Raw genomic sequence first — 20,072 nt, forward strand, 5'->3', positions numbered from 1 at the left:
CTCGTTATTTTTCGGGATATCTTTTTATTTCAAACTAGGGTATTCAATTCTCGAATGAAATGTGCCTATTAGTCCTTCTGAAATTGATTTCTCTACTAGTTTTAGTTCCTTGATTGATATTGTACATTCATCAAACTGTCCATCAGTCATTCTATTGTTAATCAGCTGATGAACAAATTTTTCTATTGTTTCTTTAGTAGGATTTGGCATTGATCTTACTGCCGCTTCTGCACTGTCAGCTATATTTATCACGGCCGCTTCTTTTGTTTGTGGTTTAGGACCAGGATACCTAAACTCAGATTCTTGAACCGTTTCATCTAATTCCTTAGCTTTTACATAAAAGAATTTCATTAATGTCGTTCCATGATGTTGGGCACAGATATCTATAATTGATTGTGGCATTCTAGCTTCTTGTAACATCTTTACACCTTCACTAACATGTCCAAAAATGATATCTCTACTTTCAAACGGCGTTAACAAATTATGAGGATTTTCCATACCTGAAGATAAATTTTCTACGAAGAAAAGAGAATGCCTAAGTTTACCAACATCATGGTAATAACTAGCAACTCTCGCAAATAACGAATCTCCACCAATCGCTCCTACGGCATTAGCACTAAGATTGGCGACCATTAAACTATGATGGTATGTCCCCGGAGTTTTAGTAACAAGTTCTTTTAGCAAAGGATTAGCAGGGTTCTCTAGCTTCATTAAGGTCAAAATAGCATTCTCCGTAAAAATAAGTTCAATGTACGGTGCTAATAAAACAGCTAAAAAATAAGAAAGTAAGCCACTACCTAAAGAAAATAAGATAATGAATAAAGAGTCCTTAGAGAAATATGGTAAATTTAAATAGAAAATAAAAGAGCTGATAAACAATAAATTAACTAATGATATCCATATAAGTGTATTAAAAAACTGATCAAAAATTCTTCTTTTGGTTATCATCGTCCCTATCATACCACTAAATAAATAAAATAACGTTAAAATAATTGTACTGCTAGCCCCTGAGTTCCCTCTAAATAAAAACAATGAAAAGGCGACTAAAAAACAATTTGAAATTATTCCATACCGCTTAGTTGTAAAGGTAGTTAATAAGATTGGCGCTAATGCAGCTGGAAACAATAAGCTGATATTCGATAAACCAGATTGTTGTATTAGCGACAACGATTTCAAAATTAATAATGCACTAATTGTAACTAAGGCATACAAAGTTAATTCTTGACCTTTTTGTAATACAGATTTTTTTTTATTTTCCCCAAAATAAAGTAAAACAATTGATTGTGCTAGCAAAATTAGAAATAAACTGTAATACAGATGATAAGAGGATTTATTATCTAATAGACCGAGCAATTCAATTTGTTTCATAACATTATTATCAATAACATGACCCTCTTGCACAATCACTTGACCTTGCAAAATTAAGGCTGGTTGAACAGAATTCCTTGCACTCTCACGCTGTTCTTCTGTTTCTTGTTTATTGTACACATTATTCTCTACTAGTGAATTGTCCAAGATTAAACTTGCTATCCTTTGCTGGTCAGCTGTAAATGCCCAATAATCAAGACTATCAGTTGCTTCTAGTTTTTTTCTTGGTAACTCATCAACTCTGATAGATGTTGACATGACCTCCGAAAGAGTTTGGGTTGTTGCTTTTTCAATCTGGTTGACTATTCCTTCAGTTGCTCCGAGTAGTTCTAATATTGACCACTCTGGCAATGAAGAAATAAATTCTCTTGTTTCTTCATCGTTATTTATTAAACTAGCGTTAAAAATAGTCATCTTTTCATTCGGTGTTAGTCTTTTTGTATTAACAGCAGGTGTTTCGCTATCTGTTTTTTTATTAGATTCAGCCTTATCTTTTTCCTCTTTTACTTTTTTTTGGTATTGTTCTTCAGCTAACTTATTTGTTTCTCTAATTGTCGCAAACAAAACATGTATTTTTTCAGTTTGGATACTATTCAGGTCAGCATTATAAGAATAAACTGGAGCAACATTATCAGCTGCTATTTGTCGATTCTCAATCGTTTTCTCAGTGTTTTCAACAGTGGACTGTGCACGAATCGTTTCATCTGCAACTTGGTAAAGTTTGATATCTAATACTTTTGGTTCTACACTACTGAACATAATTAAAAAAAGAACAGTAGAAAAAAGGAATAACACGACAGGGACATACATCTTTCCCATTTTATTTTGCATAGCTATCAAACGTTCTCGCATTTATTCACATCCTAACTGAAACCAATCATACCTTAATGATTAATCAAGTTTCTTTTTTTCATCATATGCTTCTATAATACTCGCAACAACTGGGTGCCTTACAACATCTTTAGAATCAAAATAAACAAAATGTATATTCTTAACTTGAAACAAAATTTTTTCAGCATGAATTAAACCGCTAGTCGTTCCTCTAGGAAGATCAATTTGAGTAATGTCTCCATTTATTACCATTTGTGATCCAAATCCCAGACGCGTTAGAAACATCTTCATTTGTGAAACAGTCGTATTTTGAGCTTCATCTAAAATTACGAAAGCATCTTCTAATGTACGCCCACGCATATAAGCAAGAGGTGCAATCTCAATTACTCCACGTTCCATCAAACGATTTGTATGCTCTAAGCCAAAAAGATTATATAGAGCATCATAAATAGGTCTTAAGTAAGGATCTACTTTTTCTTTTAAATCTCCTGGTAAAAACCCTAAATGTTCTCCCGCTTCTACAGCCGGTCGAGTTAAAATAATTTTTTTTACTTCCCCGTTCTTCAAAGCATTAATAGCCATAACAACAGCTAAATAAGTTTTACCTGTCCCAGCAGGGCCAATACCAAAAGTAACTGCATGTTCTGTAATTGATTTAACATAGTTGCGTTGCCCGAAATTTTTTGCACGTATGGGACTTCCTTCAAAATTTTTACCGATTTCTTTATCATACATACTTAAAAAATAATCTAAGGTACCATCTTTCGCCATCTTAGTAGCCGTTATAATATCAGGGTCGCTAATAGAAATGCCTTTATTTATTAACTCTTGTAATTTTGCTACTATGTTTTCAACCGTATGACCTAGAGACTCTTTACTAAAAACCTCTATTTTATTTCCTCGACTACTTATTGTTACATCCATCGTATCTTCAATTAACTTTAAATTTTTATCCTGAACTCCAAACAAAGCATGTAAATCTTCTGTTTCATTTAATTCAAAGTTATAAGTTTCCTCTGATTTATTAGACAAATAGTCAACACCCCTTTTGATACTAGTTTAATCTTTAATAAAATTAGTAAATACATTATCATTTTACCACAAGTAAGATATTAATTTATATGTAAAATAAAAAAGCAAAAGAATAATCTTTTACTTTTTTACTAGTATTTAGTTCAATTGCTCTTTAACTAGGCGATTAATTGTATTTCCATCAGCTTTGCCTTTTGTTATCGGCATAATAACACCCATAACTTTACCAAAATCTTTCATTGACGTAGCATTTACTTCAGAAATAGCTTTTGATATAATCACTTGCAATTCTTCTTCAGAAAGTTGTTGAGGCAAATATTTTCCAACGAGTTTGATTGCATTATTTGTTTGCTCAACCAAATCTTCTCTATTAGCTTTTTCAAACTCAACTAGAGATTCACGTCTTTGTTTCATTTCGCGAGAAAGAAGTGTTAATTCTTCATCCTCACTTAATTCATTACCTGTCTTAATTTTTTCGTTTTGAAACGCTGCTTTTAGCATGCGTAAAACAGCTAAAGTGTTTTTATCTTTAGCTTTCATAGCAGTTTTGATATCATCGTTTATGGTTGTTAGAAGTGACAAGACTTTCTCACCCTCAATTCCTATGCGTTATCTGATTAGAACTTACGTTTTCTAGCCGCCTCAGATTTCTTCTTACGTTTCACACTTGGTTTTTCGTAGAATTCGCGTTTACGGGCTTCTTGCAAAGTACCAGTTTTGGAAACGGAGCGTTTGAAGCGACGAAGAGCATCATCAAGAGATTCATTTTTCTTAATAACTGTTTTTGACATAGTAAATTCCCTCCCTCCGTGCTTTTAAAAGTAACCGTCATTTGTTTGTACACCATTATTATCGTACAAACTAAGAACCGTCCTTCCTTATTATATCGAATGTATTTTTTTACGTCAACAAAGTATTTGATTTTTCTTTAAAAAAATGAAAAAACATCTTTAAAACGCTTTATTTAGACACTATTTTTATTAAAATTTATTTAAAGATTATTTTTAGCGGAACATTCTTTGCATTTACCGAATATTTCAAAACGATGTGACTCAATTTCACATCCAATAAGCTGTTCTTCAAAAAAATTCATTGGACACATTTCAATATTTTTAGTCATTCCGCAATTCGTGCAGATAAAATGATGATGATGTCCTTGGTGCATGCATCCAAAACGAAACATTTTTTCTCCATTTAATTCTGTTTCTTCTAATACACCTAAGTCAACAAAAGTATATAAATTACGATAGATAGTATCGTAGCTGATAGTTGGATAATTTTTTTTTAGCATCAAATGCACTTCTTTAGCTGGCAAGTAGCGATCTTCATTGACGAAAATGGATAACATTTGTTCGCGTTTATCCGTGTACTTATAACCATTTTTTTTTAAAATTTTAATGGCTTTTTCAACTGCTGTCATTTTCTAAACATCTCCCTTGGATCGTAACTACAAATCAGTATAACTCATTTCTATTCTATTAGGCAAACAGCCTGTTTTTATTGTTTGTTTGTAACTTACTTCTTTTATTTACTCAAATCAGTTATAATCGTTACTAACTACTTAAATTGTATTTTATTGAGAGTTTCTATAAGAAATGAGGGATAACGTATTGGAAAAGCAAAAAAAAATTAACCTTTATATTATTTCAGATTCTGTTGGCGGAACAGCTAACACATTAGGGCAAGCAGCAATGTCGCAATTCCCTGGAGTAGATGCTAATGTGTCTGCTTACCCTTTCATAAGAGGAGAGGACACTCTTTATTCGATTCTAGAAAAAGCTAAAAAAGATAATGCATTAGTTATTCACACTTTAATTTCACCAACATTATCTAGTTTAATTGTTGATTATTGTCAAAATAATGATTTATTCTGTTTTGATGTATTAAATCCTGTTGTTAAAGAAATCGAGCAACGTACAAATACTAAACCTTTAGAAGAACCAGGGATATTGCATCAATTAAATGATAATTACTTTGACCGCATAAGTGCAATCGAATTTGCAGTGAAATATGATGATGGACGAGATCCGAAAGGTTTTCTAGAAGCTGATATCGTATTATTGGGAATATCTCGCACTTCTAAAACACCATTGAGTATGTTCTTAGCTAATCAAAACTACAAAGTTGCAAATCTACCTTTAGTACCTGAGGCTCATATTCCAGATACTCTTTGGAAAGTGAACCCCAAAAAAATAGTTGGCTTAACAAATGACCGACGTGTACTAAATTCTATCCGACGTGAGCGAATGATTGCTTATGGATTAAATCCAGAAACAGGCTATTCAAAAATTGATCGTATTGATGAAGAACTAGCTTTTGCTAAAAAGTTATATGATGAATTAAATTGTTTAGTTATAAATGTAGCAACTAAATCAATTGAAGAAACTGCAGCTATTATTGTTAATACACTACAATTAGATTCAAAAAAGAGAACATTCTAATTAACGAAAAAAAATATAAATCGAAAAAAAAGAGAGATAATTTTTTTATTATCTCTCTTTTTTTGGGTTTTCTTACTAGAATCCACGACTAGAACCGCCGCCGCCAGAGCTTCCGCCGCCGCCAAATCCACCGCCACCGCCGAATCCGCCACCACCAAATCCGCCGCCACGTCCGCCACGTCCACCAGCAGACATACCAATTAGGAATGGCAGTATGTTTGAACGACGTCCACCTCGACCGCCACCACTGCCGCCCGAAAAGAAACTACTTACAAGGAAAAAAATAATTAAAATAATAAAGACAGTAGATATACCACCGTCACTTTCATCTTCATAGGCTGTTTCGTCTACATTATAACCTGAAAATATGACATCATTATCAAAATTATATTCTTTATTTACCTTAACCGAAGTTTCTGTAAAAATATTTTTTAAAGCCTTATCGAAATTATTGTTTTTTAAATCATCTATGTTCCGGTCTAAGATAGCTCCAGTACCACTATCCGTTAACGCTCCTTCTAATCCATAACCCACCTCGAACCGAATTTCACGTTCTTGCTTACTCATCAAAATCAAAACTCCATTGTCCAGTTCACTACCACCAATACCCCATTTTTGGAATAGCTTCTCACTATAATCTTCTATAGTATCGCCATCAAGAGTATCAATCGTTGCTACGACAAGTTGTGGTTTTTCTTCAGTTTCTTCATAATGCTTATTTACATCAATTATAAATTTCTCAGTGTCTGGTGACAACATGTTAGCTTCATCAGAAACATAAAAATTTTTAGTGGGTTCTGGTAAATTAGAAACCGCTACTGTTTTTAATGGATTAAAGTAAAGAAAAGTTAAACTGAATGCGACTAGAAAGTAAATTATTTTCTTACTTCTCTTGTCTGTTTTCACATATTTTCCTCCTTTAAATAAACAATTTGACTTAATGAAATATTTTAACCTACTCAAAATTTACTTCTGGAGCAGTTTCAGCACCCTCTACAGCTTTAAAGTAAGGCTTCTCTTCAAAACCAGTAATACTAGCTATTATAGAACCTGGGAAACGTTTAACTTTATTATTATAGCCTTGAACGGACTCATTGTAGCGTTGTCTTTCGACAGCTACTCGATTTTCTGTTCCAGCCAATTCATCCATTAAAGCAGTAACATTTTGATTCGATTTTAAGTCAGGATAATTCTCAACGACAACTAATAAACGTGATAAAGCTGAAGAAATTTCGTTGTTCGCATCAATTTTTTCCTCAACAGAACCAGCTCCACTTAATTTTGCTCGTGCATCAGCAATATCTCCAAACACAGCTTTCTCTTGTTCCATTGCTCCTTTAACTGAATTAACTAGATTTGGAATCAGATCATTCCTTCTTTGCAATTGTGACTCAACTTGAGACCATGCAACATCAACATTGCTTTCTTCTTGTATCAACCCATTATATGAACTAATAAAAGGTACCACTAATAGTAACAGCGCTATTACAACACCAATAGCTATTTTCATTCCTTTTTTCATTTTTAAACTCCCTCTTTCTTAAATAGATTAGTTTATATCCTATGTTAATTTTAACTCCTCTTAATCATACTTGAAAAAGTAAAAAAATAAATGAGACTTTAGTAGGAAAATTTTATATTTCTTATCATTTTACTAAACCTCATTGTTTTTCCTTCAAATCAATTATGCCACAAATTAACTACTAAAAAAATGAAAAGAACCAAAAAAATTAGAAATTTAATATTTTTGGATCAAATTCATTTTATCTTAGTTATTTTATTAACATTCTTTTTGATTTAGTATATCCTCTAACAAATTAGGATTAAACGTTTGAGATTTTAACATCTTAATTTCATGACCATAAGGAGCCAGTTTATTCTTTTTATCCTCTCCAACAAAGGGAGTTTCTAAAATTTTTGGCAATGATTGTAGTTTCGGGTGATGTACTACTGCATTTAATGCATCAAATCCAATTGTTCCAAAACCAATATTAGCATGCCGATCTTTATGGCTACCTTGAGGATTTTTAGAGTCATTGACATGAATGACTTTTAATCTTTCTAATCCAATAATTTCATCAAACTCTTGCAAGACACCATCAAAATCGTTTTTTACGTTGTATCCTGCATCATTGATGTGACAAGTATCCATTGTCACTGACAATTTGTCATTCATTGTTACTCCGGAAATAATCTCAGCTAACTCCTCAAACGTACGACCTACTTCTGTTCCTTTTCCTGCCATTGTTTCTAATGCAATTTGTGCTAGTTGATCTTTGTGTAGTACTTCGTTTAATCCTTTAATAATTTGTTTAATCGCTGCTGAGGCCCCTTCACCAACATGAGCTCCCGGATGCATTGTTATCTGCCTTGCACCTAGTGCTTCGGCTCGTATTATTTCTGCTTTAAGAAACTCAATACCAAAAGAAAAATTTTCAGGTTTTAAAGTATTGCCTAAATTAATAATATAAGGAGCATGAACAACTATATCGGATAAACCGTGCTCTTTCATAAAGGCTGTTCCGGCTTCAATGTTCATGTCCTCTATCGCTTTTCTTCTTGTATTTTGTGGTGCTCCAGTATATATCATAAAAGTACTTGAATTATAACTCGCTGCATCTTCTGCCGAACCAAGCAACATTTTTTTCCCGCTCATCGACACATGCGATCCTAACAATACCATAATATCTAATCTCCTATCTTCTCTTTAAACTCCTTTACATTGTAAGACAGTTTACTCAAAAGAACAAATTTAAAAAAAGATTGTTTAATATAAACTCATAGAATGTTCAGATTTATACCACTCAATTGCATGAACTGTTTTTTCTGAAATAACTGAAGTATCAGTAAGCAAATCAATGATGTGCTGATTTCTTTTTGTAAAAATAATAGATAGATATAAAATATTTATTGTTTTTAAAATAAACCTTCCAAAACCTTCCCTTACTATAACGGTTACCCAGCTTAATTTTTCTTCTTTAAAACAAACAACTCTAAGTCCAAAAATCATTTTCCCTATTGTTTGTCCATTAGTTAGTTTTGTCATTAGAATAAAATACAATAAAAATACAATTAACTGGCTAATCGAAAATAAAGAAAAGAATTCTGTGCTAGTTTCTGTATTAGTTAGCGTGAAATAAGAATAGATAATCAACCGATTCAGGCTTCCAATAACTAATAGATCAATGAGATACGCAAATAATCTAAACCAGAAACCTCCGTAAAAATAAGCAGGATAAAAATTAAACGGCGTTTTTTCTAATTGTTGCTTCTTTTGTTGTTCTTGCCAATACAATCTCCGTTCCTTTCTTAATTCTTCAGGAGTACGAATTTTCATTGACTTTTCTACTTTTGCTTTTTTATCTTCTTCATTATCTAGTTTTTCAGCTTCTTTTTCATTTTCTTTATTAAATTGAGTTAACCGTTTTTTTTGTCTAATATCTTCTTCTTCCTTCACCAAAAATTGTTTTAATTCACCTAAATCCAATTCTTTTGTTATACTTTTTCCAGTTGCTTTAGAGAGTTTATCCATTCTATTCACCTCCATATAAGTACATCATTCTTGGAGATTTAGCATCGCTAAGTTCTTTTGCTACTTCTATTATTACTTTTTCTGATGTGTTTTTTTGAGATTTAAACTGACTTACTTTTGAATTTATAAAAGACTTAAAGGTCAATGATCCAGTTGAATACTGAAAAACTTCTGCATCTTCAATTTGATTGTCTTTTTTTAATGCTTCTAATGCCTCTTCTTGGTAACCTATTTGATCAACCAATCCGACTTTTTTCGCTTGAGCTCCGTCATAAATCCTTCCATCAGCTAACTCTTTAACTTCTTTAATATCCTTATTTCTACCTTCTGCTACAACAGTAACAAAACGATTATACGAGTCATCAACTAAATTTTGTAAAATAAGCTGGTCTTCTTTTGTCATTTTTTTACTTGTAGAGCCTATATCTTTGTACTGTCCGCTTTTTATAGTTGTATCTTCAATACCTATTTTTTTATATAGTTCACTTAAGTTTAAATTACTCATGATTACACCAATAGAACCTGTTAACGTTTCATTAGAAGCAAAAATTTTATCTGCAGATGCTGCGATGTAGTAGCCCCCACTAGCTGCAACATTCCCCATAGAAACGTATAATGGAATTTCAGTAGTTTTTTGTAGCTCATCTATTTTATCTTTTATTTGTGCACTTTCATATGTACCTCCTCCAGGAGAGTTTATCGATAACAATATCCCTTTAACAGAATCGTCATTTTTTATTGCTTCTAACTGTTCCATAAAAAATGTATGATTGTAACCAGTTGTATCTAATAAACTAGAAGATTGGTTTGCTAAAATTGCGCCATCGACATTTATTAGTACTATACGTTCACTTTGACTTCCTTTAGATACAATAGTTTCACCCAATTCTTGTTGTCCCAACAATGTATTCGCTGTTTCCATTAGTGTACTATCTGATTTCCCAGTAGGATTAACTTTTAAAGTTAAATCACTAATAATAAAAGAAAGTATAAAAAGTCCTATTGCTATAGAAATAGCTGTCCACCTTTTCGTTGTCATTATTTTTCCTCCTTTAAATTATAACTTCTTCAAGAATCTTTTTGATAAAAAAAAGCATTAAGAACTTCCTTATAAAGCTTCTTAATGCTTATTAATAAACTAATTTTGCGTTAGACTTTTACTCTTCTATTTTAATTGTTTTGATAGATAAATCGGTTAATTGCGCATTACTTACCAAACTTGGAGCTTTTGTCAATGGATCAACAGCTCTACCATTTTTAGGGAATGCGATAACTTCGCGAATATTTTCTTCACCTGCTAATAACATCGCAAAACGATCTAATCCCAATGCTATTCCTCCATGAGGTGGAAATCCGTATTCTAATGCTTCCAACAAGAAACCGAATTGAGCATGTGCTTCTTCTTTTGTAAAACCTAAAGCAGAAAACATCTTCTCTTGTACTTCACGAGAATGAATTCTCAATGAACCACCACCTAACTCATAGCCATTTAGAACAATATCATAAGCCTGAGCTTGAACTTTTTCTGGTGAAGTTTCTAATAAATCAATATCTTCTTCTCTTGGCATTGTGAAAGGATGATGAGCAGCACTGTATCGTTTAGCTTCTTCATCATATTCAAGTAGCGGCCAATCAACAATCCAAAGAAATTCAAATACGGACTTATCAATCAAATCTAATTCTTTTGCTAATTTAGACCGTAACGCACCTAGCGAATCGGCTACTACCGACTTTTTATCCGCAACGAACACTAACAAATCTCCAGGTTCTGCTTCTAAACGATTGATTAAATCTTGAGAGTTATCTTTAAAGAACTTAGCAATAGGTCCTTTTAATTCATCTTTTTCTACTTTTAACCAAGCTAAACCTTTAGCTCCATAAATAGAGACAAATTCTCCTAAAGCATCAATATCTTTCCTAGAAAATTTATCGGCTGATCCTTTAATATTTATTGCTTTAACTTCTCCACCATTAGATACAGCTCCACTAAATACTTTAAACTCAGAATCTTGAACTAAATCACTAATTTGGACAAGTTCTAAACCAAAACGGATATCTGGCTTATCACTACCAAAACGATTGATTGCCTCAGCGTAAGCCATTTGTGGGAAAGGTCTAGGTATTTCGATATTTTTTGTATCTTTCATAACTTTGACTAACATTTCTTCAGTAAACTTTTGAATATCTTCTGCTTTCAAAAAACTAGTTTCTATATCAATTTGAGTAAATTCTGGTTGACGATCACCACGTAAATCCTCGTCTCTGAAACAACGGACAATTTGATAATAACGATCAAATCCAGCACCCATTAATAACTGTTTAAATAATTGTGGAGATTGTGGTAAGGCATAAAAATGACCAGGGTGAACACGAGAAGGAACTAAATAATCACGAGCACCTTCAGGTGTTGATTTCGTTAAATAAGGGGTTTCTATATCAATAAATTCATTATTATCCAAATAATTACGAACTGACTTTGTCATTTTATGTCTTAACATAAAATTCTTAGTCATCTCTGGACGGCGTAAGTCTAAATACCGGTATTCTAATCTTTTATCATCTGAAACAGCTACGCCATCTTCAATATAAAAAGGCGTTGTTTTAGACTCATTTAAAACCTTTATTTCTTCAACTTCGACTTCTAATTCTCCGGTAGGTATGTTTCTATTGATAACATTTTCATTACGTGCTACTACTTTTCCTTTTATTTCTAGTACGTACTCATTTCGGACATTCTCGGCAATTGCCAATGCTTCTTTAGAAAAAATAGGATTAAAAACAACTTGGATAATTCCTTCACGATCTCGTAAATCAATAAATATTAAATCCCCTAAATCTCGTCTTTTTTGAACCCAACCTTTAAGAGTTACTGTATGGCCCAATAGGTCTTTCGAAATTCTTCCACAATATTCTGTGCGCTCTGCCATTTTATTCAACTCCTAGTATTATTTATTTTCTTTTTTAAAGAAATCATTAAATGCAGTCATGTCAGTTGTATTCAAATTGAACACTTTTTCGAAATCTTTATAAATTTCCTTTAACTTAACACTTGATTCAGTATTATTTTTCATCACTTTAAAATTAACTTCGCCATTAGTTAATTCTTCTTCTCCAATAGTTAAAACTACTTTAGCATTCAACTTAGAAGCAGTTTTAAATTGCGCTTTTGCTTTTCGGTCATAATAGTCTCTATCTGCAGAGAAACCTGCTTGACGAATAGTTTGTACTAATTTTAACGTTTCTATCTTTGTTGATTCTCCTAATCCAACAACATAAACATCAACTTCATGCGTATTCGGTATCTCAATTTCTTCAGCCTCTAATGTTAAGATTAAACGTTCTAAGCCTAAAGCAAACCCAAATCCAGGAGTAGCAGGTCCGCCGATTTCTTCTACAAGTCCATCATAACGGCCACCCGCACAAATCGTTGTAATAGCACCAAATCCCGGAGCATCACTCATTATCTCAAAAATAGTGTGATTGTAATAATCTAACCCTCTTACCATATTGCTATCAATTTGGTAAGGAATATCTAATACATCCAACATCTCTTTAACTGCATTAAAGTGATTTTTAGACTCTTCGTTTAAATAGTCTAGAATAGATGGAGCATTCTTTACAATTTCTTGATCTTTTTTATTTTTACTATCTAACACTCGTAAAGGATTTTTATACAGTCTGATTTGAGAATCTTCACTAAGTTCAGCAAAATGAGGTTCAAGATAAGCAATTAAAGCTTCTCTATATGCTTTTCTACTTTCTATATCTCCAAGCGAGTTAATAACTAAAGAAAAATGTTGCAACCCTAGTTCATTAAATAAATCCATTGCTAAAGCCATTGTTTCGACATCAATTGCTGGATTCATACTACCAAAAACTTCAACACCTAATTGATGAAATTGTCTCATACGACCGCCTTGAGGGCGTTCATAACGGAACATAGGTCCCATATAATAAACTTTGTAAGGTTTTGCAAACTCTGGTCCAAACAATTTATTTTCAACAAATGCGCGAACAACAGGGGCTGTTCCTTCTGGTCGAAGTGACATATGACGTTTGCCCTTATCATAAAAATCATACATCTCTTTTGAAACAATATCACTTGTTTCTCCTACACCACGTGAAAATAAATCGTAACTTTCAAAAATAGGAGTCCTTATTTCGCTAAACTGGTAATCTCCTAAGATTATTTTTGCTGTTTCTTCTATATATTGCCACTTTAATGAACTAGTTGGTAATAGATCAGCCGTTCCTTTAGGTCTTTGAATTTGCATCGTTTGAACACTCCTTAGTTTAAATAAATAAAAATAAAAAAAGCCCTTATTCTATGAAAGAATAAGGACGAGTTTAATTTTTTCTCGTGGTACCACCTTTTTTTGAGAGCTCAAGCTCTCCTCAACGATTAACGCTCGTAACGTAATAGCTTTTCACTATTAACCCTTCAGAATGTCATTCAGTCTCATAACGGGAACCATTTTCAGCCAAGATGATTCTTTCTTTTTGCGCATTAAAAAGCTTACTTTTTCTTTCAACAGGTATCTATATTCTTCTAGTGTTACATTACAAGAAAGAAAAGTACTTGTCAAGTTCGTAAAACTAGATTCTTATGATTAATAATGATTTATTCCCAAAATGATTTAGTATTTCATTGCATAACAGGTAGTTTAATTGCTATAATCAAGTTAAATACAAATTAAACGTTTGCACTTATTTGCAATATGAAGGTAGTGAGGGATTGAATGAAAAAATTTAATAAATTAAAGCAACCAAGAAATTTAATTGTTTTTCTAGCCATTATTTTGTTTATTAGTATAACAACCTTTTCAACACTTGTCCTTGCTAACCAGAACACTATTAAAGTTGATGCAAGTGTTGTAAACATACGTACCGGTCCTGGTTTATCCTATGACATCATGACACAAGTTGTTGGTGGTGAAAAAATTAATATTATAAAAGAAGAAAACGAGTGGTATAAAATCCGATTAAGTAATGATCAAATCGGTTGGGTTGCTAGTTGGTTGATTGGAAATACAGAATTTAGTGCTGCTTCTAATAAACTAGGTACTATTTCAGCAGAATCTGCCAATATTAGAAGTGAAGGCAACTTAGACGCTACTATCTTAGGAAAAGCGACTAAAGGAACTGAACTAACTGTCCTTTTTCAACAAAATAATTGGACTCAGATACAATATAATGGACAAGTTGCTTGGGTTAGTTCTGATTTAATTGAAATAACTGCAGAGAAAAAATCAATTATTCCAATAGTATATTCACCTAAAACAAATGAAGATACTTCTATTGAAATTTTAACAGTAAGATCTGAAGGTACGAATATCCGAAGTGGTCCTTCCGTTAATGAATCCGTTCTTTTTAAGGCTTCTAAAGGAGATAATCTTACTTATATAAGTACTGAAGGAGAATGGTATAAAATTAAAAACAGTAAAGGACAAACAGGATATGTTGCTAACTGGGTAGTTGATTTATCAGGAAATCAAACTGCTGCACCTTCAGCCAATATCTCATCTCTCTCTGAAGCTACTATTGTAATAGATGCTGGGCATGGTGGAGAAGATCCAGGAGCTCCTGCTTCTAGTTATAACGAAAAACAAGCGACTTTAAAAACAGCAATGGCTTTGTCTAGTAGACTTAAACAAGCAGGAGTTAATGTTATTCTTACTCGAAACTCTGATGATTTCGTTAGTTTAAATGATCGTGCTTACATTAGTAATCAAGCTTCTGCTGATGCCTTTATTAGTATTCATTATGATTCAACGGAAATACCGAATGAAATTAGCGGGACAACAACTTACTATTACCATGAAAATGATAAAAATTTAGCTGAAACAATCAATAAACAACTGCAAATAAATAATCCTTTGCCAAATAATGGCACACGCTTCGGCGATTATTATGTGTTACGCGAAAACACTAGACCATCCGTTTTACTGGAATTGGGTTATCTAAACAATACAGTGGATCAAGCCACTATTTATACAGATTCCTATCAAGCATTCGCAGTTGAAAGTATCTATCAAGCATTAAATAATTATTTTTCTTCTTAATAAAAAATACCTGTATCCATTTTCTTTTAAAAAAATGGATACAGGTATTTTTATTTGTTTTTACTATCTAGTATAATTGTAACCGGTCCATCATTTACTAATGATACTTGCATATCTGCACCAAAAACACCATTTGCAACGCGTATATTATTCCTTCTTAACCCTTCATTGAAGGATTCGTATAAAGGAATAGCTATTTCCGGCTTTGCCGCTTGAATAAAACTTGGACGATTTCCTTTTTTTGTATCTGCATGTAATGTAAATTGAGAGACTGATAAAATATCCCCTTTTACATCTTCAACTGATAAATTCATTTTATCTGATTCATCTGAAAATATACGTAAAGCAGTTATTTTCCTTACTAGATAATCAACGTCTTCTTTCGTATCAGCTGATTCAATTCCCACTAATAATACTAGACCATACTCAATACTAGCAATTATCTCATTTTCAATTTTTACTTCTGCTTTTTTACTTCTTTGAATAATAACTTTCAAAACAAACCTCGTTTCTATCTTAATAAACACCCTTAGTTAAGATGATATTCTATGAACGTTATAAACATCTGGAATCATTTTTATTTTGTCTATAATTCTTTCTAAATGATTTAAATTGGGGATTCCTACAGTTAAAGTAATAGTAGCCATCCTATTATTATCTACTTTACCACTAACATTATTTAAATTGCGTGTCATACCATTAACAACTTGCAGGACCTCATTAAGCAATCCAGAGCGATTATACCCTTCGATTTGAAGATCTGCATCATATTCTTGACCTTGAGATGAAGTATCTTCCCATTCTACATCAATTAAACGATTCTCGGCATCTTTTGCGGCTTTTACATTAGGACAATCAGCTCTATGAATGGATACTCCTCTTCCTTTAGTAATATAACCAACTATTGGATCGCCAGGGACAGGACTACAACAACGACTAATTCTAACTAATAAATTATCCACACCTTGAATAACAATTCCGCCTTCATGACGAACTTTAATTTTATCTGTTTCTTTTTTAGTTTTTACTTCAATCGTATCAATTTCTAGAGCTTTCTTTTCAGTTTCTCTTGCTCGTCTTTCTTTTTCAGTCAATCGGTTCGCTACAGATAATGCCGTAATTTCACCGAAGCCTATAGCAGCATACAAGTCTTCTTCTGTAGTAAAATTAAAACGATCTGATAGTATCTTTATATTTTGTTTTGTTAAAAAATCTTTAGGTAGAAATTGTAATTCTTGAAGTTGTTTTTCAAGCAATTCTCGACCTTTAATGATGTTTTCCTCGCGATCTTGTAACTTAAAGAAACGTTTAATTTTATTTTTTGCTTTACTCGTTGAAACAACACTTATCCAATCTCTGCTTGGACCAGATGAGTTTGGTGAAGTTAAAATTTCAATAATATCGCCTGTTTTCAATTTATAATTTAAAGGAACTATTTTACCATTTACTTTAGCCCCAATAGTTTTGTTCCCTATCTCAGTATGGATATGATAAGCAAAATCTAACGGTCCAGCTCCTGAGGGTAATTCACTTACATCGCCTTTGGGAGTAAAAACATAAACTTTGTCCTTGAGGATATCCCCTTTAACACTTTCCATAAAATCACTGGCATCATTAGATTCACTTTGAAGCTCTAGGATGTCTCTGAACCAAGATATTTTTTCTCCTACATCCGTACTTTCCATTTTTTTAGTAATGCCTTCTTTATATGCCCAATGCGCAGCAACACCGTATTCAGCTACCTGATGCATTTCTTCCGTTCGTATTTGAACTTCTACTGGTCTACCGTTAGGACCGATAACAGTAGTATGAATAGATTGGTACATATTTGACTTAGGCATTGCTATATAATCTTTAAATCTACCAGGCATTGGTTTCCAACGTGTATGAACAGCGCCCAAAACAGCGTAACAATCTTTAATCGAATCAACAATCACACGAATCGCTAATAAATCGTAAATTTCATTAAATTGTTTTTTCTGATCTTTCATTTTGCTATAAATTGAATAGATATGTTTTGGTCGTCCATAAATATCAGCATTAATACTCAACTCATCAACGGAATCTTGAATGATTTGAATTGTATTTGAGATATAGGACTCACGTTCTTCTCTTTTAGAATTCATTAAATGGACAATCCGGTAATATTGTTGTGGATTTAGATAGCGTAAAGAAGTATCCTCTAATTCCCATTTCACTTTGTTAATCCCTAATCGGTCTGCTAGAGGTGCATAAATTTCCAAAGTCTCGTTAGCAATTCGTCTTTGTTTATCTGGACGATGATACTTTAGTGTCCGCAAGTTATGAAGTCTATCAGCTAATTTGACCATAATAACACGTAAATCTTTTGCCATTGCTAATAACATCTTTCGGTGGTTTTCTGCCTGTTGTTCTTCATGTGATTTAAACTCAATTTTCCCTAGTTTAGTTACTCCGTCAACCAACATAGCTACTTCTGGTGTAAATTCATTAGAAATATCTTCAAATGTAATAGTCGTATCTTCAACTACATCATGTAAAAAACCTGTTGCAACAGTTACTGGATCCATCTTAAGTTCAGCTAATATGCCTGCAACTTGAATAGGGTGAATAATATAAGCTTCTCCAGATTTTCTTAACTGGCCTTCATGGGCTTTTGTCGCAAAATCACATGCTTTTTTTACAAATGCAACGTGACTACTATTCATATAAGCAACAGTTAAAGCTATAACTTCTTGAGATGTATAAATTTTATTTTTTGGCATATCGTCACCTCTTTTTAGTATCAAATTTGTTTTTTAATACTATCTACTTATTACTTTCAACAGAAAATTTCATTGAAAAAATAACAAATATACTTATAAAAGTATTACAGTATTAATATCTTCCTGTTATTATACCGTTAAATTTTGTTTAGTTCAATGCTTGTACGAGCTCACTAGCCTTCACAAGCATGATAGTACAAAAATTATGTCTCTTTGATATTTCTACTTGCTATTCTATTTAAAAATTTAAAAAGTGCCGTAAAAACGACACTTTCTTGATTTTAAATTCAGTTGCTTAATAAAAAAACCTACTATTTCTTACTTAATTCAAAATGATAAGATATCGCAGCTAATGCATACAAAGGGGCTGTTTCAGTTCTCAATATCCTCGGCCCTAATGAGCAAATCTTCATACCAAATTCAGTAAGCCTTTCGATTTCTTCACGACTTAAACCACCTTCAGGTCCAAATACCAGTAATACCCTATCATTCGGTTGCAATTCGTTCAGTGTTTTTGAAAAATTTAAACTTTCTCCTTCTTTTGCACTCTCTTCGTACGCTACTATACACGCATCATAAGAGGTAGATAAATTAAGCAATTCATTAAATGAAATAACGGACATTACCTCAGGGATCCTTGTTCTATGTGATTGTTCTGCTGCTTCTTGAGCTATCTTTTTTAGCCGAACTAGTTTCTTTTCGCTTTTTTTCTTATCCCATTTAGTGATGGAATAACTTGCTTGAAAAGGAATAAAAAAAGAAGCTCCTAATTCCGTTCCTTTTTGTATGATGTAATCTAGCTTATCTCCTTTTGGCAAACCGCTCGCAATAGATACTTGTATCGGCAATTCTTTTTGACTGTTTTCATCTGAAACCCATACTAAAGTAACAGATTCATTTTCTATATGCTTTATTTTTGCTATTATTGCTTTATGTTCAGGAAAAACTAGGTAAACTTGATCACCAATCTCCATTCTCATAACTCGAACAATATGGTGGTGTTGTTCTCCCGTCAATATAATTTCAGTTGATTGATAATCATCTTTAAGTTTCTCAACAATAAAGTAACGTTGCATCTCAATTGTCCTCTTCAGGCTTCTTAGCAATAACAGCAACCCAATCTTTCATTTGTAGTATTTGAATAATTTCAAAATTCTGTTCTTTCAATTCGAATAGAATCGTATCTTTTTTTGTTTCTATAATCCCTGAGGTTAAAAATAAACCTCCTGGTTTCAAAACAGACCAAGCTTGCGGAATTAAAGGTGAGATGATTTCAGCAAGAATATTAGCAACCACAATATCCGCATTCATTTTAATATCTTGCAATAAGTTATTTGCAGCAACTTTAACATCCAATGCATAATCATTTAACTTGATATTATCGTAAGCTGATTTAACAGCTACGTCATCTAAATCGTATGCAAAAACGTCTCCAGCTCCCAGAGCTTTTGCTGCGATACTTAATACACCAGACCCAGTCCCAACATCTAAAACTAGTTCATTTCCTCTTACATAATTTTCTAATGATTGTAAAGATAAAATTGTTGTAGGGTGTGTGCCCGTACCAAAAGCTAATCCTGGATCTAATCTTATAATTCGCTCATCTGAGTGTTGTGGATGGTAGTCCTCCCAATTCGGAACAATTGTTAAAAATCTTGTTATTTTAAGAGAATGATAGTACTCTTTCCACGCTGTAGCCCAGTTAGTTTCAGCTACTTCAGAGATAGTAAAAATATTCGGTTTTATAGATAGACCCACTAATTCCAAATTTAGAATTTGTTCTTTAATAGTAGAAATAATTTCTGGAGAAAATAATGACTCTGAAAAATAAGCTTTTACAAGTGCACCTTCTTCTAAAAAGTCAGCTCTATTTAACGACCATATTTGTCCAAACCCATCATCAGGGACGTTTAAAAAATCTTGGATATCTTCAATAGAGACACCTTCAGAACCTGCTTCAACTAAGATATTTGAAACAGCATCGACCGCTTCAGTCGCGGTTTGTACACTCACTTCAATCCAATTCATTGTAATCATTGTCTCCTTTTTTAAGCTTATCATT

At 32.7% G+C, this 20,072-nt stretch carries 18 protein-coding genes and 1 other annotated feature; of the genes, 2 read left to right on the forward strand and 16 right to left on the reverse strand.

Annotated features, from left to right (window positions below; all coding sequences use genetic code 11):
- Positions 1–24 precede the first annotated feature (24 nt).
- The 5 genes from WBF61_RS08280 to WBF61_RS08300 form a co-directional block, all read right to left on the reverse strand.
- Complete coding sequence (locus tag WBF61_RS08280; protein ID WP_424255564.1) at positions 25–2,220, reverse strand: HD family phosphohydrolase; 2,196 nt, start codon at positions 2,218–2,220, stop codon at positions 25–27.
- A gap of 39 nt (positions 2,221–2,259) precedes the next feature.
- Positions 2,260–3,231, reverse strand: a complete 972-nt coding sequence (locus tag WBF61_RS08285; RefSeq protein ID WP_424255566.1) for a PhoH family protein — start codon at positions 3,229–3,231, stop codon at positions 2,260–2,262.
- Positions 3,232–3,369: 138 nt separating this feature from the next.
- Complete coding sequence (locus tag WBF61_RS08290) at positions 3,370–3,813, reverse strand: GatB/YqeY domain-containing protein (protein ID WP_424255568.1); 444 nt, start codon at positions 3,811–3,813, stop codon at positions 3,370–3,372.
- Positions 3,814–3,848: 35 nt separating this feature from the next.
- On the reverse strand, positions 3,849–4,022 hold the full coding sequence (gene rpsU / locus WBF61_RS08295; protein WP_007725241.1) for a 30S ribosomal protein S21: 174 nt from the start codon (positions 4,020–4,022) through the stop codon (positions 3,849–3,851).
- A gap of 200 nt (positions 4,023–4,222) precedes the next feature.
- A complete protein-coding gene (locus WBF61_RS08300; protein ID WP_424255569.1) occupies positions 4,223–4,651 on the reverse strand; it encodes a Fur family transcriptional regulator in 429 nt (142 codons plus the stop codon).
- Between the two features lie 175 nt (positions 4,652–4,826).
- On the opposite strand from WBF61_RS08300, the gene WBF61_RS08305 reads away from it, so the two are divergent.
- The gene (locus tag WBF61_RS08305; protein WP_424255571.1) at positions 4,827–5,672 is read left to right on the forward strand and encodes a pyruvate, water dikinase regulatory protein; all 846 of its coding nucleotides are present in this window, start codon (positions 4,827–4,829) and stop codon (positions 5,670–5,672) included.
- 75 nt (positions 5,673–5,747) lie between these two features.
- Here the strand turns inward: WBF61_RS08305 and WBF61_RS08310 are convergent, their stop codons facing one another.
- The 7 genes from WBF61_RS08310 to hisS form a co-directional block, all read right to left on the reverse strand.
- On the reverse strand, positions 5,748–6,578 hold the full coding sequence (locus tag WBF61_RS08310; RefSeq protein WP_424255572.1) for a TPM domain-containing protein: 831 nt from the start codon (positions 6,576–6,578) through the stop codon (positions 5,748–5,750).
- Positions 6,579–6,627: 49 nt separating this feature from the next.
- Complete coding sequence (locus WBF61_RS08315; protein WP_424255574.1) at positions 6,628–7,194, reverse strand: LemA family protein; 567 nt, start codon at positions 7,192–7,194, stop codon at positions 6,628–6,630.
- Positions 7,195–7,452: 258 nt separating this feature from the next.
- The gene (locus WBF61_RS08320; protein ID WP_424255576.1) at positions 7,453–8,355 is read right to left on the reverse strand and encodes a deoxyribonuclease IV; all 903 of its coding nucleotides are present in this window, start codon (positions 8,353–8,355) and stop codon (positions 7,453–7,455) included.
- Between the two features lie 84 nt (positions 8,356–8,439).
- A complete protein-coding gene (locus WBF61_RS08325; RefSeq protein WP_424255577.1) occupies positions 8,440–9,204 on the reverse strand; it encodes an RDD family protein in 765 nt (254 codons plus the stop codon).
- Position 9,205: 1 nt separating this feature from the next.
- Positions 9,206–10,243 (reverse strand): signal peptide peptidase SppA, encoded by a 1,038-nt coding sequence (gene sppA, locus WBF61_RS08330; protein ID WP_424255578.1) that lies wholly within the window; start codon positions 10,241–10,243, stop codon positions 9,206–9,208.
- Positions 10,244–10,361: 118 nt separating this feature from the next.
- Entirely contained in the window at positions 10,362–12,131 is a 1,770-nt protein-coding gene (aspS, locus tag WBF61_RS08335; RefSeq protein ID WP_424255580.1) for an aspartate--tRNA ligase, read from the reverse strand.
- An 18-nt stretch (positions 12,132–12,149) separates the two neighbouring features.
- A complete protein-coding gene (hisS, locus tag WBF61_RS08340) occupies positions 12,150–13,478 on the reverse strand; it encodes a histidine--tRNA ligase (RefSeq protein ID WP_424255581.1) in 1,329 nt (442 codons plus the stop codon).
- 60 nt (positions 13,479–13,538) lie between these two features.
- Positions 13,539–13,745: a binding site (T-box leader), on the reverse strand.
- 198 nt (positions 13,746–13,943) lie between these two features.
- On the opposite strand from hisS, the gene WBF61_RS08345 reads away from it, so the two are divergent.
- On the forward strand, positions 13,944–15,266 hold the full coding sequence (locus WBF61_RS08345; protein WP_424255583.1) for an N-acetylmuramoyl-L-alanine amidase: 1,323 nt from the start codon (positions 13,944–13,946) through the stop codon (positions 15,264–15,266).
- Between the two features lie 50 nt (positions 15,267–15,316).
- On the opposite strand, the gene dtd is transcribed toward WBF61_RS08345, so the two are convergent.
- The 4 genes from dtd to prmA form a co-directional block, all read right to left on the reverse strand.
- Positions 15,317–15,763 carry a D-aminoacyl-tRNA deacylase gene (gene dtd, locus WBF61_RS08350; protein ID WP_424255585.1) on the reverse strand — a complete coding sequence of 149 codons (447 nt, stop codon included), beginning with the start codon at positions 15,761–15,763 and terminating at the stop codon, positions 15,317–15,319.
- Positions 15,764–15,799: 36 nt separating this feature from the next.
- Positions 15,800–18,010, reverse strand: a complete 2,211-nt coding sequence (locus WBF61_RS08355; protein WP_424255586.1) for a RelA/SpoT family protein — start codon at positions 18,008–18,010, stop codon at positions 15,800–15,802.
- A gap of 311 nt (positions 18,011–18,321) precedes the next feature.
- Positions 18,322–19,086, reverse strand: a complete 765-nt coding sequence (locus WBF61_RS08360) for a 16S rRNA (uracil(1498)-N(3))-methyltransferase (protein WP_424255588.1) — start codon at positions 19,084–19,086, stop codon at positions 18,322–18,324.
- 1 nt (position 19,087) lies between these two features.
- Positions 19,088–20,038, reverse strand: coding sequence for a 50S ribosomal protein L11 methyltransferase (prmA, locus tag WBF61_RS08365; RefSeq protein ID WP_424255589.1), 951 nt, complete (start codon positions 20,036–20,038; stop codon positions 19,088–19,090).
- Between the last annotated feature and the right edge of the window lie 34 nt (positions 20,039–20,072).

It is taken from the genome of Carnobacterium sp., assembly GCF_049673005.1.
Classification (GTDB): Bacteria; Bacillota; Bacilli; order Lactobacillales; family Carnobacteriaceae; genus Carnobacterium_A.